Source organism: Pontibacter virosus, assembly GCF_003096355.1.
GTDB classification, from domain to species: Bacteria; Bacteroidota; Bacteroidia; order Cytophagales; family Hymenobacteraceae; genus Pontibacter; species Pontibacter virosus.
In genome coordinates, this window is record NZ_QEKI01000001.1 from 465,418 (window position 1) to 481,113 (window position 15,696).

At 47.7% G+C, this 15,696-nt stretch carries 17 protein-coding genes; all 17 read left to right on the forward strand.

Annotated features, from left to right (window positions below; translation table 11 throughout):
• The first annotated feature begins 3 nt into the window (after positions 1 to 3).
• Positions 4 to 2,601: a cytochrome c biogenesis protein CcsA gene (ccsA, locus tag C8E01_RS01970; protein ID WP_116541666.1), complete on the forward strand. Its 2,598-nt coding sequence runs from the start codon at positions 4 to 6 to the stop codon at positions 2,599 to 2,601.
• A 101-nt stretch (positions 2,602 to 2,702) separates the two neighbouring features.
• Positions 2,703 to 3,920, forward strand: coding sequence for a glycosyltransferase family 4 protein (locus tag C8E01_RS01975; protein WP_116541667.1), 1,218 nt, complete (start codon positions 2,703 to 2,705; stop codon positions 3,918 to 3,920).
• Complete coding sequence (locus C8E01_RS01980) at positions 3,917 to 4,696, forward strand: Rossmann-like and DUF2520 domain-containing protein (RefSeq protein ID WP_116541668.1); 780 nt, start codon at positions 3,917 to 3,919, stop codon at positions 4,694 to 4,696. Before C8E01_RS01975 ends, C8E01_RS01980 begins: the two co-directional genes overlap by 4 nt.
• A 116-nt stretch (positions 4,697 to 4,812) precedes the next feature.
• The gene (locus C8E01_RS01985) at positions 4,813 to 5,142 is read left to right on the forward strand and encodes a 2Fe-2S iron-sulfur cluster-binding protein (protein ID WP_116541669.1); all 330 of its coding nucleotides are present in this window, start codon (positions 4,813 to 4,815) and stop codon (positions 5,140 to 5,142) included.
• Between the two features lie 44 nt (positions 5,143 to 5,186).
• Positions 5,187 to 5,429, forward strand: coding sequence for a Fe-S cluster assembly protein IscX (iscX, locus tag C8E01_RS01990; protein ID WP_116541670.1), 243 nt, complete (start codon positions 5,187 to 5,189; stop codon positions 5,427 to 5,429).
• 91 nt (positions 5,430 to 5,520) lie between these two features.
• Complete coding sequence (locus C8E01_RS01995; protein ID WP_116541671.1) at positions 5,521 to 6,018, forward strand: KdsC family phosphatase; 498 nt, start codon at positions 5,521 to 5,523, stop codon at positions 6,016 to 6,018.
• Positions 6,019 to 6,135: 117 nt separating this feature from the next.
• Positions 6,136 to 6,330, forward strand: a complete 195-nt coding sequence (locus C8E01_RS02000; protein WP_076669063.1) for a cold-shock protein — start codon at positions 6,136 to 6,138, stop codon at positions 6,328 to 6,330.
• A gap of 112 nt (positions 6,331 to 6,442) precedes the next feature.
• A complete protein-coding gene (locus C8E01_RS02005; RefSeq protein ID WP_116541672.1) occupies positions 6,443 to 7,288 on the forward strand; it encodes a geranylgeranylglycerol-phosphate geranylgeranyltransferase in 846 nt (281 codons plus the stop codon).
• Positions 7,289 to 7,682: 394 nt separating this feature from the next.
• Positions 7,683 to 8,126: a Fur family transcriptional regulator gene (locus tag C8E01_RS02010; protein ID WP_116541673.1), complete on the forward strand. Its 444-nt coding sequence runs from the start codon at positions 7,683 to 7,685 to the stop codon at positions 8,124 to 8,126.
• Between the two features lie 60 nt (positions 8,127 to 8,186).
• Positions 8,187 to 8,690 (forward strand): PaaI family thioesterase, encoded by a 504-nt coding sequence (locus tag C8E01_RS02015; protein WP_243409379.1) that lies wholly within the window; start codon positions 8,187 to 8,189, stop codon positions 8,688 to 8,690.
• Positions 8,691 to 8,775: 85 nt separating this feature from the next.
• On the forward strand, positions 8,776 to 9,192 hold the full coding sequence (locus C8E01_RS02020; RefSeq protein ID WP_116541675.1) for a hypothetical protein: 417 nt from the start codon (positions 8,776 to 8,778) through the stop codon (positions 9,190 to 9,192).
• A 120-nt stretch (positions 9,193 to 9,312) separates the two neighbouring features.
• Positions 9,313 to 9,852: a DUF1697 domain-containing protein gene (locus C8E01_RS02025; RefSeq protein WP_116541676.1), complete on the forward strand. Its 540-nt coding sequence runs from the start codon at positions 9,313 to 9,315 to the stop codon at positions 9,850 to 9,852.
• 157 nt (positions 9,853 to 10,009) lie between these two features.
• A complete protein-coding gene (locus C8E01_RS02030) occupies positions 10,010 to 10,465 on the forward strand; it encodes a DUF1801 domain-containing protein (protein ID WP_116541677.1) in 456 nt (151 codons plus the stop codon).
• 303 nt (positions 10,466 to 10,768) lie between these two features.
• Entirely contained in the window at positions 10,769 to 11,953 is a 1,185-nt protein-coding gene (locus C8E01_RS02035) for a hypothetical protein (RefSeq protein WP_116541678.1), read from the forward strand.
• Positions 11,954 to 12,030: 77 nt separating this feature from the next.
• Positions 12,031 to 12,618: a phosphoribosylglycinamide formyltransferase gene (gene purN / locus C8E01_RS02040; RefSeq protein WP_116541679.1), complete on the forward strand. Its 588-nt coding sequence runs from the start codon at positions 12,031 to 12,033 to the stop codon at positions 12,616 to 12,618.
• Between the two features lie 60 nt (positions 12,619 to 12,678).
• Entirely contained in the window at positions 12,679 to 14,202 is a 1,524-nt protein-coding gene (gene purH, locus C8E01_RS02045) for a bifunctional phosphoribosylaminoimidazolecarboxamide formyltransferase/IMP cyclohydrolase (RefSeq protein WP_116541680.1), read from the forward strand.
• A gap of 463 nt (positions 14,203 to 14,665) precedes the next feature.
• Positions 14,666 to 15,691 (forward strand): rod shape-determining protein, encoded by a 1,026-nt coding sequence (locus C8E01_RS02050; RefSeq protein WP_007652384.1) that lies wholly within the window; start codon positions 14,666 to 14,668, stop codon positions 15,689 to 15,691.
• Positions 15,692 to 15,696: the final 5 nt, after the last annotated feature.

Consider the following 15,696-nt stretch of genomic DNA (forward strand, 5'->3'; position numbering starts at 1 on the left):
AAGATGATTAATACGCTAATCGGAGACTTTGGCCACGCGAGTGTGATTGTGGCTTTTGTAGCGGCCATTGTAGCCTCCTATGCTTATTTTATGGCCGCGCGCCAGAAAACCGAAGAGAGCGGCGATACCAGCTGGCGCAAACTGGCACGCATTGCCTTTTATGTGCACAGTATAGCGGTCGTGGCCATTATCTTCAGCCTTTTCAACATCATTTACGAACACCGCTACGAGTACTATTACGCCTGGAGCCACTCGTCTAACCACCTGCCGGTGCACTACATGATCTCCTGTTTCTGGGAAGGTCAGGAAGGCTCTTTCCTGCTTTGGATGTTCTGGCACGTAGCCTTGGGCGTGGTGCTGATGAACGCTGGCAAGAAGAACAAACAGTGGGAAGCGCCCGTGATGGCCATCTTCTCTTTCGTACAGATCTTTATCTCGTCCATGATTCTGGGTGTGGTGATCGGCGACTTCAAGCTGGGTTCCTCTCCTTTTATCCTGATGCGCGACTTCATGGCCGACGCCCCGGTGTTTGCCATGGACCCGAACTTTAGGCCAGCTGACGGCACGGGCCTCAACCCGCTATTGCAGAACTATTGGATGGTAATTCACCCGCCAACCTTGTTCCTGGGCTATGCCGCTTCGCTTGTTCCGTTTGCGTTCGCCATTGCCGGTCTTTGGAAAGGCAAATTCAGTGAGTGGATTCGTCCTGCAATGCCATGGTCACATTTCGCGGCAGTGTCGCTGGGTATCGGTATCATGATGGGTGCTTATTGGGCTTATGAAACCCTGAACTTCGGTGGTTACTGGAACTGGGACCCGGTGGAGAACGCGGTCTACATTCCGTGGCTCGTGCTGGTGGGTGGCATCCATACCATGATTGCCTACCGCCGCAGTAAGCAAGGCCTGCGCGCTTCCTTCATCCTGGTAATCACCTCTTTCATTCTGATTTTATACGCGACCTTCCTGACGCGAAGCGGTATTCTGGGCAACGCCTCCGTGCACTCCTTCACAGACTTAGGTCTGTCAGGGCAGTTGTTCACCTACATGATGGTATTCACCGTGCTCGCCATCGGACTGCTGGTGTATAACTGGAAGAAAATCCCGACAACAGAGAAGGAGTTATCCACTTACAGTGCCGAGTTCTGGGTATTTATTGGTGCAGCCGTGCTTTGCCTGGCCGCCTTCCAAGTGCTTGTAACGACCTCTATACCTGTATACAATTCCTTCCTTGGCTTCATCGGGATAGAGTCGAACGCAGCCCTGCCAGCCGACCAGATTGAACACTACACCAAGTTCCAGTTGTGGGCGGGTGTAGCCATCGCCATCCTGACAGGTGTTGGCCAGTTGCTGTGGTGGAAAAAAGCAAATAAGAAGAGCTTCAAAGACGCCATCACCATGCCGCTGATGCTCACGCTGTTGTTTGCCAGCTTAGTGATTATCCTGTCTAACAAGTTTGATGTTTTCACTTTCAAACTCGACAACCCGGTATACATCCTGTTGTTTGTGGTATCACTCTTCGCGGTATTCGCCAATTTCAGCATTATACTTGGCCTGCTGCAGAAAAAGATCACGCTGTCGGGAGGTGCCGTTGCACACATCGGTATAGCGCTGATGCTGATTGGTATCCTGTTCTCTTCGGGTTACTCCAACATCATCTCACAAAACAACTCAGGCCTGCTCTACTCTCGTGAGTTCCCTGACGAGATTAACCGTGACAACGTGCTCCTGTGGCGCAACACGCCTGTGCAGATGGACCGCTTCAAGGTAAGTTACCACGGTCAGTTTCAGGAAGTGGAAGGCGTGCCTGGTTACGTGAACAAGGAGCTCTTGTACCAAACTGATGATATGTACAAGGCCATTGCCCGTGGTAATATCCAGGTAAAAGACAAGGTATACTTCCAGACAGGCGACACGCTGGATCTGGTTTCTCCGGAGAACACGTACTATGAAGTGAGCTACGCAAGCGACAAGGAAAACTTCGTGCTATATCCAAGAGCGCAGGTAAACCCGAACATGGGCCTCCTCGCCTCTCCTGACATCAAGCACTTCGCAGACAAGGACTTGTATACTCACGTGTCCACTGTTCCGGATCCGAACGAGGAAAAGGATTGGGGCGAACTGCAGGAGTATGAACTCTCCGCCGGCGACACCATCGTGATCAACGACTACATCGCCATTTTCAACGGCATTGAGCAAATAGAGCAAGTGCCGGGCGTAAAGTTAGCTGAAGGCGACGTGGCGGTTCAGGCGGCCATGAAAATCATGGGCGAGCGCAAGAACTACCACGCCCACCCCGTGCTGATGATCAAGGATCAGATGATGGGCCGTGTACCGGAAGTAATCGAAGACCTCGGTATTCGCATCACGTTCCTGAATATTGACACGGAAAATCATCGCTTCAAAATTGGCGTGAATGTGACACAAAAGGACTACATCATCCTGAAAGCAATGGAGAAGCCATTCGTTAATATCCTTTGGATAGGCACTATCATTATGTCTATCGGCTTTGTAATGGCAATTATGCGTCGTAATAAAGAAGGGGGTACTGGTGAGGGCAAAGCTCCAAAGCTGAAGGAGGAGCGGAAAGCGCAGGTGGCGTAGATTGCTTAATTGTATTAGATTTGTAAGGCAGGCTTGTAAAGGCCTGCCTTATTTTATTGTTAACGTATCTTTCCAGAATTATTGAGTGAGGTCTTTTACGTATGAACGTATTCGTTATTCCATCATGGTACCCTAGTAAAGACTTTCCATTTACAGGTATAATGATATCTGAACAGTATGAAGCTATTGCCAAAATGAACCCCCATGTTAACATAGGGATAAGCCTTTGGGGACAAATGGATAATAGTTTGCTTTTACATTTTAGGGATCATATTAAAAATATACACAAGTTAATTAAGAAACATAAAGTATTTACTGTAACTAAAACAATTAATCTAAAAGAATACCATACTCCTGCCTTTACTTGGACTAGAAAGCTGCTTGAAGGCAATTTTAAACAAATAGTAAGTGCCAACCTTGAAAATATAAAATCCTTTGAAAAAGACTTTGGCCCTATTGACCTTATCCATGCACAAGTAGGTCATCCTGCCGGAAACATTGCACTTGAAATTTCTAAGCGATTTAATTTACCTTTCTGTATCACAGAACGTATGGGGCCTTTCCCAAGCTCTTACACTACCAACAAAGATGGGACTTTAACTTATTTTCATAAACTGCCTTATTTGGCTTCAGCTATAAATATTTCTGTAAGTCCATTCCAAAAAAACATGATGGAAAAACAGGAGATTCCTAATACTTCGGTCATACCAGATTTTATTGATGAAGATTTTTTCAAACCTGCAGAGCAACTCAACTACAATAATAAAAGTTTTACATTTTTCTCTTTTGCGCGTCTAGTTAATGGAAAAGGAATAGAAGACCTACTTATTGCAATTAAAGCTATAACCTTGACTGGGGTTAAGCTTAAACTCCGTTTAGCTGGAACAGGTCCGGAGACAAAAGAGCTGTTAAAATTAGCGAACAAACTAAATGTCTCTCATAGTGTAGATTGGCTAGGAGATCTCAGTAGATTAAAAGCTGTTCAAGAATATCAGAAGTGTGATTCTTTTGTATTACCAAGTTATTATGAATCTTTCGGGATCGTTTACATTGAAGCGCTTGCGTGTGGAAAACCTATTATTGCTACTCGGTGTGGTGGGCCAGAAACAATAGTTAACGAGACAAATGGCTTATTAGTAGATAAAAATAATCCACAGGAGCTCGCAAATGCTATGATTAAGATGATGAATTGCTATAAGCAGTATGACAGCAAAGCAATAAGACAAGACTTTTTAAATAGGTTTTCTAAAAAGGCTGTTATACCTCAGCTTATGGACTTATACGAACAAGTCATCGCCCAACACAGGTCCACCTCATGAAAACCACCCTTATAGGCTCTGGCAACATAGCCTGGCACTTAGGCAAAGCCTTGCAGCGAGCTGGGCATGAGATAGTAGCGGTATATAGCCTAACCGCGGCACATCGAGAAGAGTTGGCAGAGGTCCTGCCCCCTGCAAAGGCGGTTGACTCACTAGATCTGCGAGCTACTGGTGCCGAACTGTTTGTGATTGCCGTACCGGATGCAGCCATTGCCTCAGTAGCAGCAACGGTACAAGTTCCAAATGGTGCTATGATCGTGCATACTTCCGGCTCACAGCCACTGGCAGTGCTGCAAGGTATAGCGGGTGCCCGGCCCGGCGTATTTTATCCCCTACAGACTTTCTCAAAATTTAAACCTGTAGACTTTAGCACTATACCAATCCTGTTAGAGGCTGAAGATGAACAGACCTTGCAGGCTTTACAGGAAGTAGCTTCCACAATCTCCAAGGAAGTGCATCAGGTAGACTCTCATAAAAGAAAGCAACTGCACCTGGCTGCTGTATTTGCCTGTAACTTCACGAACCACCTGCTAGGTATAAGCCGTCAACTCCTCCAAGAGGCAGCATTGCCCGACACGCTGCTGCAACCGCTTATTCAGGAAACGATTGCTAAGGCAATGCAAAGCCACCCCTTTCAGGTACAAACTGGTCCTGCGGTACGCCACGACCAGAATGTAATAGAGGAGCACCTGAGACTGCTGCAAGACCAGCCGCTTTACCAGCAGGTATACCAACTACTCACGCAGAGTATAAAGGACCATTCTCCAAAGCAGTAAGCTTTCCGCACGTAACCTGTTCATCTCCCTATTGTTATATTCGGCAAAGGTATAAAGCGCCCGGCTTTGAAACGGGGGGCATGTTTCATAACTTTGCACCGTAAATAGCAAGACTCATGAAAATTGTAAATATAACTTTCAAATTCGCTGACGGCTCACCGGATCAGGTCCTCCCAGCTGTGGAGGGCGAATCGGTGCTGGACGTGGCGCTTAACAACGACATCAAGCTGCAGCACAACTGCGGAGGCGTGTGCGGCTGTAGTACCTGCCATGTATACATAGAGTCCGGAATGAACGACCTGCCCGAGATCTCCGACAAAGAGGAAGACTACATTGACCGTGCCATCGACCCGCGCATTAACTCCCGTCTAGGCTGCCAGTGCGTTGTACAGGGCAACGAAGACATTGTGGTCACTATCCCGTCGCAGGACTTCCTGGGGCACTAAGAGGAAGTGAATAAATTTAAGTCAACATAGAAATTAGAATAGACATGGATAAGAATTATGAACCGCCAATTCACTGGAATGACTATGAGGACATTGCCATGGCCCTGTATGAGAAATTCGGCGATGACTTTAATGAGTCAAAAATTTACCGCGTTCGCTTTACAGAGCTGCTAGAGTGGATACTGACGCTGCCGAACTTTGCCGGAAAGCGTGAAGAGTCCAACGAGGGGCATCTGGAGCAAATTCAGGCGGCCTGGGTATACGAGTGGCGCGATAACCAAGACTAAGCTGATATTCAGCCTGAAAAATTCGTTATATTAAATTAAATATATATTTTTAAAGGTCCTTTCAACAGAGAGGACCTTTTTCTTTTAACTTATGTCTATCACACAACCTGACCTTACACACATCAACACCTTTGTTTTCGATGTGGACGGCGTATTGACGGATGGTTCCCTCTACGTTTTTGCTGATGGCGAGAAAGTACGCGCTTTTAACATCAAAGACGGTTTTGCCATCAAACATGCTATACGCCAGGGATACAACGTAGCCATTATCTCTGCTAAAAACGAGCCCGGGGTACGCGTGCGGTTGGAGGAGCTTGAAATTGAGCATATCTTCCTGGGTGCAGAAGACAAAGTGGAAGAGCTTGAAAATTACCTGTATATGCAGGGAGTCCACCCCGCTACAGTTGCCTACATGGGTGATGACATGCCAGATATGGAAGCCATGCAACGCTGCGGCCTTCGTGCCTGCCCTGCTGATGCAGCCGATGATATACGCGAAATCTGCACCTTTATTTCAACGAAAGACGGAGGCAAGGGTGCTGTGCGTGAACTGATTGAAAAAATCATGAAGGTGCAGGACACCTGGTAAGCGCATTATACTTTTCTCAAATCAAATAGCAAATTTCTTTTACATAAATATTTGCATATATATAATTATTTTTTAATCTTACAGTCAGTTTATTCAAAATTATTTATTTTCATTTTTATGAAGACAGGAAAAGTAAAGTTCTTTATTGAATCAAAAGGATTCGGGTTCATCACCGAAGACGAAACGAATGAAGATTTCTTCGTGCATGTAACTGGCCTGAACGGCTTGCAAATTCAGCAGCACGACAGAGTGGCTTTCGACACGCAGGAAGGCAAAAAAGGAATCAATGCGGTAAACGTACAGCGTCTCTAACAGCTCTACACCGACAAAAAAACCCCTTCCAGCAAGGGGTTTTTTTATGCCCTTTGTTTGAGGTGCCACATCCTGACCTTAACTTTACAAGGGCTATACCTGTTATCCAGTCTTGAAAGAATTTTTATCGCTTATACGCTTCCCCAACCTCCTGCTCATACTACTGAGCCAGGCGCTGGTGCAGGCTAGTTTGCTGAGTACCGGCGTAAATTTTTCAGGAATAGCCCTGCCTGGTTTTCTCATATTGACGCTATCTACGATGTGCATCGCCGCAGCAGGTTACATCATCAACGACTATTACGATGTCAAGATTGACGCCATCAACAAACCTGACCGGGTGGTGGTTGGCAAAAGCATACGCCGCAGGCCGGCCATGTTTACACACATGGTGCTTTCACTTACAGGAATGGTACTCGGCTTTATGCTTTCGTTACCGGTGGGCCTTATTAATGTAGGCGCTGTTTTACTGCTGTGGGGCTATTCCGCCAGGTTAAAGAAACTGCCTCTAGTGGGCAACCTGGTTATTGCACTTTTGTCAGCATCCATGCTACTGGTTGTAGCCGTATACGCAGGCAAGCTCAACAAAATCACCATTAGTTATGCAGTTTTTGCTTTCCTGATTTCGCTTATCCGGGAGATCGTAAAAGACATGGAGGATGTGCGGGGCGATGCTTCTTTTGACTGCCGTACACTTCCAATCGTACTGGGTATACGGCGTGCCAAGTTTGTGCTATACCCGATTATCGCGCTCTTCCAGGCTTTCCTGCTGGTGGTCATTTTTCACCCTGTAACAGGTATAGGTTTTGATATTTACATGCTACTGCTAGTGATGATTCCAAGCATCTGGATGACAGTAAAATTGGTGTGGGCCGACCGCAAACGTGACTTCACCTTCCTGAGCAACCTGGGCAAGTTCATCATGCTGACAGGCATCTTGTCGATGCTCTTGATCAATTAAAAACCACATTAACCAGGTATACCGAATAACCCATTCCCTTTTAATTCATACTTCCTGAACGCTGACGTTCGATAAGGCTGCCATTCGCTATTTCATTTTCTTTTAGCTCTTTTGAAAATACAGACACTACGCTATACCTAACGTGAGGCGATAGCAAGCATCACTTTAAACGTCTATCACTATAACCGTTCGAGCGGGAGCATCCGAAACTAATACCTGTACCTGCGCACAATTGCCGGACCCCAGCACCGCATAGCCATTGGTGGAAAAGGTGAGGGTTGCAGCACCGGGACAACCAGCAGTTTAGGGCTTGCATTTTACCTGCGCATTTTGTTATTTACATAGTCCGTGTGCTCGCGCATCGGATGTCCGTACCCAAACCTACCTTAACCTTATGAACAAACTTCAACAGTTACTCGAAGCCTATGGGCTTCGGAAGACGAAGTGCCGTATTGAGGTGCTTCGTTTGTTTTTTGAACACCGCCATGCCCTGGCCCATGCCGCCATTGAGCAGCACCTTAGCCCGCAGTTTGACCGTGTAACGCTGTACCGGACCCTGCACGCCTTCGAGGAGCATGGTCTGCTGCACAGCATCCCTAGCACAGACGGTATTACCCGTTATGCACTTTGCCAGCAGGCCTGCAATAAACACCGGCACCAGCATGATCACATTCACTTCAGCTGCACTGCCTGCGGACATACCTATTGCTTGAACGAGGTGTACGTGCCGACACTGCGCCTGCCGGAGGGCTACCAGGTTAAGGAGTTCCGGTTTTGCGCACAGGGCGTTTGCGATAGATGCGTACTGCGGCCAGCAAACCATTTGGCACACGTATAGGCAATTGCAATACCTGATAGTTTTCGATTCGTAAGCAAAACCTGTAAACAACTCCTTGTTATGCCCGCAACTACTTTGACTTCTGCTGACCAGTTTCGGCAGCTTGCCGCATCTCCAACTAAGCTCCGGCTCTTTATGCTGTCGAAGCTGCCGATGGCCTATATGGCCGGCCTGCGGGTTGACTCTATTTCAGAAGAGCGGGCTACGGTGACTATACCCTATAAGTACCTCAACAAAAATCCGTTCAACTCAATCTATTTCGCCAGCCTGAGCATGGCGGCCGAGCTTTCGACAGGTTTGCTGTGCATGGCCCAGACTTATAAGTCAGACCCGGCTGTGTCGATGCTGGTGGTGCACATGGAGGCGGATTTCACGAAAAAGGCAGTAGGAAAAATTACGTTTAGCTGCGAAGACGGCCCCACTATTAAAGCTGCTGCAGACCAGACCAAACTTACCGGGGAAGGCGTGACAGTGGTAGCTACTAGCACAGGTATAGACGAGGCTGGCGACAAAGTAGCGGTGTTTCGGTTTACCTGGTCGCTAAAGGCGAAGCTCAGGAAATAAGTGATGCACTTGGCAGCGCTCAGCTGGTTTGTAAAATATTTGCTATATTTAAAAATACAGCTGCTTCATCAGCTTATACACTGCGATGGAAAAATCTCTACCCTTGGGAAAAGGCACCGTGCAATTGCTTGAAGACAAAATCCTTATTCAGGACAATGCCAAACGGGAGCACATTATCAGTATGGTTTCGTCAGCCCTCTGGACGTTCTACGGAATCATATCTGTGCTCCGTTACTTCAAAACACGGGATGAGTTCCTGCTCTGGACCGGATTATTGATTGGAACTGCCCATTTTGTGCTCTTTATTCTATCCTTGTTTAGAACAACAAAAGCAGAAATAGATTTAGCTGAAGTGCAGCAGGTAGCTTTCAAAACGAGAAACGGCAACAAGTTCCTGGACCTGAAACTAAGCAGTGGCAGGAAAAGGCGTATTAGCAGGATAGCTCCGGTTGCCGAAGAGCTACGCACTTTCTTTGAGGAGAAGCAAATCCAGGTAAAATAGTGACTACAGCCGAGCCAAGACTCGCCGTTCTGCCTTTGACTACACCTTATACCCACGCATAATCAACTGCGCTAATTTTCAACCTATGTACAAGTCCAATACATATCTTACCCTTCCATCATGAAGACATATGTTGTTCTGCTACGAGGTGTGATGCCCACTGGGAAAAACAGGGTGCCGATGGCACAGCTGCGGCAGGTGCTGAGTGATGCCGGCTTTCAACAGGTACGCACCTGGATTCAGAGCGGCAATGTTGTGCTCCGAAGCGGTTTATCAACCAAAGAATTGGAGTTGCGGGTACATCAATTGATAAAAGAGCACATCGGCGCGGAGTTGGCCATCGTGGCAAGGACCGGCGACGAACTCAGGCAAATGATTGACAACAACCCCTTTCAGGGAGATGAGCACCTGGTAGCACGGGTATTCTATGTGTCCTTTCAGGAATTGCCGCCTGAGGACAAGGTGCAGGAACTACTGTCTCAGGATTTTCCTCCAGAGAAACTCTATATCGACGGTATGGCAGGCTATATGTACATACCCCAGGCCTTCAGCAACAGCAAGCTCAGCAATAATTTCCTGGAGCGGAAATTGGGAGTAGCTGCCACTACACGAAACTTTAACACCATCACCAAAATGATTGCCTGGGCTGAGGAAGAATAAGTTATAGCCCCTCCCTATAAAGTCAGCTAATGAAGAATACCGCCATCCATTATCTCGTCAGTGCTGGCAAATGCCCGAGATATTGACACGAAACATACGCTGGCACCACAGGCACAGACAACAGTAGGTAACCACCTCCCTGACTAAGACAACCAAGATGCAATCAACCGCCACAACACCCGAGCTATACCTGACTGAGCTACCCGAAGAGCGCCAGCAAATTATGCATGACTTGAGAGAAGTCATTCGCAAAGGCCTACCCCTTGGTTTTGAAGAAGAGATGAGTTATGGCATGATGGGTTATGTAGTGCCCCATACCTTATATCCATCCGGTTACCACTGCGACCCGAAGCAGCCACTGCCCTTCATGGGCATTGCTTCACAGAAGAATCACATTGCCGTCTACCACATGGGCATTTACGCCAATGAAGACTTGCTGAACTGGTTTAAAGAAGAATACCCTAAGCATAGCAAAACCAAACTCGACATGGGCAAAAGCTGCATTCGTTTTAAGAAGCCAGAGCATGTGCCGTTGGCGCTGATCGGAGAGCTGGCCTCAAAGATGACACCGCAGGAGTGGGTCGACCTCTATACTCGCGCCTTCAAAAGATAAAGGCTCCTTTTCTTGTATATTAATAGAGGCTTTAGCAGCGTAATATAGTTTAGTTATTAAGGACTAGAAGTAATGGTCTTACGCTTTATGTCGCTTACAATAGTTAGGACTATAGCCCCCAAGTCAATACTTTTGCGTGCAACCTGTAAACAACCGCCTTCTACTGCCTAACTATGGGTATAGGTAAAATGTATTCTCCAGTGTAACACAAACCAGATGAAAGATTTCTTTTTAGCATCAATGGTGAGCTTAATCTGTGTGTTACTGAGTTTTTTCATACACGTCATGCCTTCGTCTAATAGCATGATCAACCTGAAGGCGGCAGGTGCGGGTATTGAGAAACCTTTTATTTCTGATGAATACCTGACGAGGGTAATTACCTATCACAAAGAACACCCTGCATTTGCCAAGCGGCCCCTTACAACTTATTTAACCGAACAATTAAGCCATAATACTACCTTAAGTATAGGTGAATCATTTACACTGATCAACTTCTTCCTGCTTTTCCTCTGCGGACTGGCTATTTATTATTGCGCTATTCTAATAGGTAGCTGTACTTCGGAAGCCCTCCTGAGTGTGGCCCTGTATTATCTCAGTTTCAGCACATTATTTGCCTTTTTCCCTCCGATATACAGCTATGATGAGCCCCTTCAATATTTACTGATTTACTTAGGATTAATGGCCGCTTTACGTAACAAGTGGACTCTTTACATCCTTATGTTTAGCCTGGCTATCATTGCCAGAGAAAGCACCTTGATTCTGTTGCCCGGCCTCGCGCTCTTAACCGTTCATACTCCGGCCCTATCTGTAGCCTTTTTCAAAAAGGTAGCAATATTACTGATACCAGCTGTTGTTTATGTGATCTACCTATACTTCTTTATCACACTAAATGAAATCGGGGCAGCTTCCAAGCAGGATTTTCAGGAACGGTTGAAACACTTTTACGGCAACTTCCGGGATCTGAAATTTGCGATTGAGTCTGTGGCCTCTTTTTTCTTAGCTAGTGGCCTGCAGACCTATCTATTATACAGTTATGCTTCCAGAAAATCGCTTAGCCCAATAGAGAAAAAATACGTCAAGGCATTTGTTTTTACGCTCCTGATTAATACCGTGATCGTGATCCTGACTACGTATGTAAGAGAAACACGCCTTTTCGCTTTGCCCTTAATTTTCCTGTTCCCGCTAATGGGCAGAATCGTCCTAAGGGAGCTAAATTATATCCGGTGGAAGCTTTCTGTCATAACTCGCCGAGAGCTTATCAAATACTTACCACTGTTCCTCATTCTGTCAGCTGTATGTATTACGGTGACTTACAAGTACTATTTCCAGACAATCGGAAGCCAAGCCGAGAACCTGTTCAATGAATACACCGCAATTGTTTTGCTGGTGACGATAGTGCACTTCCTCTTGAGGTTTGTCCTGAAACCTGAAAAGCCGCACCTCTATACCTCCATGGCCGAAAATCAGGATAAGATCGGGAGGAAATAACCTTGTAAAATGAGCGTTTCCTTATCTATACCTAAAAATATCAACTATATTTGCGGATTCAATCCTTAGCTATACCTTTGACACCAGCAGATAAAAAGAATATAGTCATTTTCGCGTCGGGGTCGGGCAGCAACGCACAGCGCCTGATGGAGTACTTCGAGCATCATCCAAGTATCCGTGTGGCCGCCCTGTTTGCCAACAATCCGAAAGCGCATGCCCTAAAACGAGCCGAGACCTTCCACGTCCCGGCTTTTTTATTTTCCCGCGACGAGTTTTATAACTCCGGCAAAGTATTGGAGCAGGTACAGGCCTTCGAGCCTGACCTGATCGTGCTGGCCGGTTTCCTGTGGCTCGTGCCCCAGAATTTCCTGCAGGCTTTCCCGGACCGCATCATCAACATCCACCCTGCCCTGCTGCCCAAGTACGGCGGCAAAGGCATGCACGGCCTCAACGTACACACAGCCGTGGTATCGGCCGGCGATAAAGAGTCAGGCATCACCATCCACCGCGTGAATGAGGAATACGACAAGGGGGAGTTTGTGCTGCAGGAGCGTTGCCCCGTGCATCCCGATGACACGCCTGAGGATCTGGCTGCCCGGGTATTACAACTCGAGCACAAGTATTTGCCAGAAGTGGTCGAGAAGTTGCTCCTTGAAAAGGCATAACACACGCAGCAACAACACATCAGCACGTTAAAAAATCAGCACATTATATAGCCCATACCTATGCAATCTGTCAAAATCAAATCCGCACTTATTTCGGTTTACTACAAAGACCGCTTGGAGCCACTGGTAGAGCTCCTGAAGCAGCACAACGTGACCATCTACTCCACCGGCGGCACGCAGGCTTTCCTGGAAGAGCAGGGCGCTGACGTTGTAGCCGTAGAAGACCTGACTGCCTACCCGTCTATTTTCGGTGGTCGTGTAAAGACCCTGCACCCGAAAGTGTTTGGTGGCATCCTGCACCGCCGTGCCAACGAGAGCGACCTGGCCGAGCGTGAGCAGTACGAGATCCCGCCGATCGACCTGGTGGTGGTAGACCTATACCCATTCGAGGAGACTGTGGCATCGGGCGCGTCAGAAGCGGATGTGATCGAGAAGATTGACATTGGCGGCATTTCACTGATCAGAGCAGCAGCCAAAAACTTCCAGGATGTGCTCATCGTGTCGTCGCGCGAGCAGTACGACGAAGTGGTGGACTTGCTGAAAGCCAAAGACGGTGCCACGGAGTTGGCAGACCGTAAGCGCTTTGCAGCCAAAGCCTTTGATATCTCTTCTAACTACGACACGCACATTTTCAACTACCTGAGCAAAGAGCAGGACATCAACGTGTTCAAGCAGAGCGTGCGTGAGGCGACTCCGCTGCGTTACGGCGAGAACCCGCACCAGCAGGGCACTTTCTATGGCAAGCTAGAGGATCTGTTTGAGCAGCTCAACGGCAAGCAGCTTTCCTACAACAACCTCGTGGACGTGGATGCGGCCGTAGCATTGGGCGCCGAATTCGAAGAGCCGGCCGTGGCTATTTTGAAGCACACCAACGCCTGCGGTTGCGCTACTGGTGAGAACATCAAAGAAGCTTACTTGTCTGCATTGTCAACCGATCCAGTGTCTGCATTCGGTGGCGTGATCATCGCCAACCGCACCATCGACATGGGCGCTGCTGAGGAACTCAACAAACTGTTCTTCGAAGTTCTGATTGCTCCCGATTTTGACGGGGATGCACTGGAACTGCTGCGCACGAAGAAAAACCGCATTTTGCTTAAGCAAAAACCAGTGGAGTTACCAGCTAAGCAGTTCAAAACGCTGCTCAACGGCGTGATTGAGCAGGACAAGGACCTGAAGACAGAGACAGAAGCTGATTTCAAAACAGCCACCAAGCGTGCCCCTTCGGCTGAAGAGGAAAAAGCACTGGTGTTCGCAGCCAAAGTTTGCAAGCACACCAAGTCCAACACCATCGTGCTGGCCACTGACAAAATGATGATTTCCAGCGGCGTAGGCCAGACTTCTCGTGTAGACGCCCTGCGTCAGGCTATCGAGAAGGCAAAGGGCTTTGGATTCGACATCAGCAACACGGTGATGGCTTCTGATGCTTTCTTCCCTTTCCCGGACTGCGTTGAAATCGCTGACCAGGCAGGTATAAAGGCGGTCGTGCAGCCAGGTGGCTCCATCAAAGATCAGGATTCAATCGACTACTGTGATGCCCACAACATGGCCATGGTGATGACCGGTGTGCGACACTTCAAACACTAAGGTATAGCGCCTCGTGCAGGCATCGTTTTTCAAACCCCCATCCTTCGCAGGATGGGGGTTTTTGTTTCGCTTCATGCGGGCTGGGCCTCTTGTTAATATACACCGCAAGTTATAGCCACAATCAAAAATTCGGTATATGGGTCTGACAGGTATAGGTGTTTACAAGTGCCTCACTTTCATGATTACCAGTAACGTAAGCACTCTACTACATGCGCCAGCGTCCATACCCGCCTCATAAAATCAAACTCCAAGGCCTATCCAATTTTATACCTGCAAATGCGTTATGAAAGACGGCATAGAGAATTGTATGGAAAATGGGAAAGAAAAACTTTGAAAACTTTGACCTCTTCTGCATCAGCATTATTAATTCCGCTGAAAATCACTAATTTTGCGGCTAGTTTTTAATTAGAAATATTGTATATTAAACATATAACGGGCAGCCGCACGCCTTCAAAAAATAAGAATGGGACTATTTAACTTTCTTACCAGCGATATAGCCATTGATTTGGGTACCGCCAATACTCTTATCATTCATAACGATAAAATTGTGGTGGACGAGCCGTCTATCATCGCCGTGGATCGCACCACGGGCCGTGTACTTGCCATTGGCCGCAACGCCATGCAGATGCACGAAAAAACCCACGAAAACATCAAGACCATTCGTCCGCTGAAGGACGGTGTGATCGCTGACTTTCACGCCGCTGAGGAGATGATTCGTGGTATGATCAAGATGATCGACACGGGCCGTCGCCTGTTCCAGCCTTCGCACCGCATGGTAATCTGTATACCTTCAGGTATAACCGAAGTGGAGAAACGTGCCGTGCGCGACTCTGCTCAGCATGCCGGTGCCAAAGAGGTATGGATGATCCAGGAGCCCATGGCTGCTGCCATAGGTATAGGCATCGACGTAGAGCAGCCGATCGGTTCCATGATCGTGGACATCGGGGGTGGTACCACAGAGATTGCCGTAGTGGCACTTTCCGGCATCGTATGCGACCAGTCTATCCGCATTGCCGGCGACGTGTTCACTAAAGATATTCTGGACTACATGCGCCGCCAGCACAACCTGCTGATCGGAGAGCGTTCTGCTGAGAAGATCAAGATCGAAGTTGGCTCGGCTCTGACCGAGTTGGAAAACCCACCTGCCGATTACGAGATCCGTGGCCGTGACCTGATGACAGGTATACCGAAGGTGATCAAAGTAACCTATCAGGAAATCGCCATTGCGCTGGACAAGTCAGTGTCGAAGATCGAAGAAGCGGTACTAAAGGCGCTGGAAATCGCACCGCCAGAGCTGTCTGCTGACATTTACGACAACGGCATCCACCTGACAGGTGGCGGTGCTTTATTACGCGGCTTCGACAAGCGTCTGGCTGCCAAAACCAAACTGCCAATCCACATTGCCGAAGATCCGCTGAGAGCGGTGGTGCGTGGCACGGGTGCGGCTATCAAAAATCTGGAAGGTTTTAAGAACGTCCTCCTGACTTAAAAGTG

Coding starts and splice junctions, on each gene's coding strand:
- ccsA (WP_116541666.1), top strand. CDS start 4: ATGATTAATACGCTAATCGGAGACTTTGGCCACGCGAGTGTGATTGTG.
- C8E01_RS01975 (WP_116541667.1), top strand. CDS start 2,703: ATGAACGTATTCGTTATTCCATCATGGTACCCTAGTAAAGACTTTCCA.
- C8E01_RS01980 (WP_116541668.1), top strand. CDS start 3,917: ATGAAAACCACCCTTATAGGCTCTGGCAACATAGCCTGGCACTTAGGC.
- C8E01_RS01985 (WP_116541669.1), top strand. CDS start 4,813: ATGAAAATTGTAAATATAACTTTCAAATTCGCTGACGGCTCACCGGAT.
- iscX (WP_116541670.1), top strand. CDS start 5,187: ATGGATAAGAATTATGAACCGCCAATTCACTGGAATGACTATGAGGAC.
- C8E01_RS01995 (WP_116541671.1), top strand. CDS start 5,521: ATGTCTATCACACAACCTGACCTTACACACATCAACACCTTTGTTTTC.
- C8E01_RS02000 (WP_076669063.1), top strand. CDS start 6,136: ATGAAGACAGGAAAAGTAAAGTTCTTTATTGAATCAAAAGGATTCGGG.
- C8E01_RS02010 (WP_116541673.1), top strand. CDS start 7,683: ATGAACAAACTTCAACAGTTACTCGAAGCCTATGGGCTTCGGAAGACG.
- C8E01_RS02015 (WP_243409379.1), top strand. CDS start 8,187: ATGCCCGCAACTACTTTGACTTCTGCTGACCAGTTTCGGCAGCTTGCC.
- C8E01_RS02020 (WP_116541675.1), top strand. CDS start 8,776: ATGGAAAAATCTCTACCCTTGGGAAAAGGCACCGTGCAATTGCTTGAA.
- C8E01_RS02025 (WP_116541676.1), top strand. CDS start 9,313: ATGAAGACATATGTTGTTCTGCTACGAGGTGTGATGCCCACTGGGAAA.
- C8E01_RS02030 (WP_116541677.1), top strand. CDS start 10,010: ATGCAATCAACCGCCACAACACCCGAGCTATACCTGACTGAGCTACCC.
- C8E01_RS02035 (WP_116541678.1), top strand. CDS start 10,769: ATGATCAACCTGAAGGCGGCAGGTGCGGGTATTGAGAAACCTTTTATT.
- purH (WP_116541680.1), top strand. CDS start 12,679: ATGCAATCTGTCAAAATCAAATCCGCACTTATTTCGGTTTACTACAAA.
- C8E01_RS02050 (WP_007652384.1), top strand. CDS start 14,666: ATGGGACTATTTAACTTTCTTACCAGCGATATAGCCATTGATTTGGGT.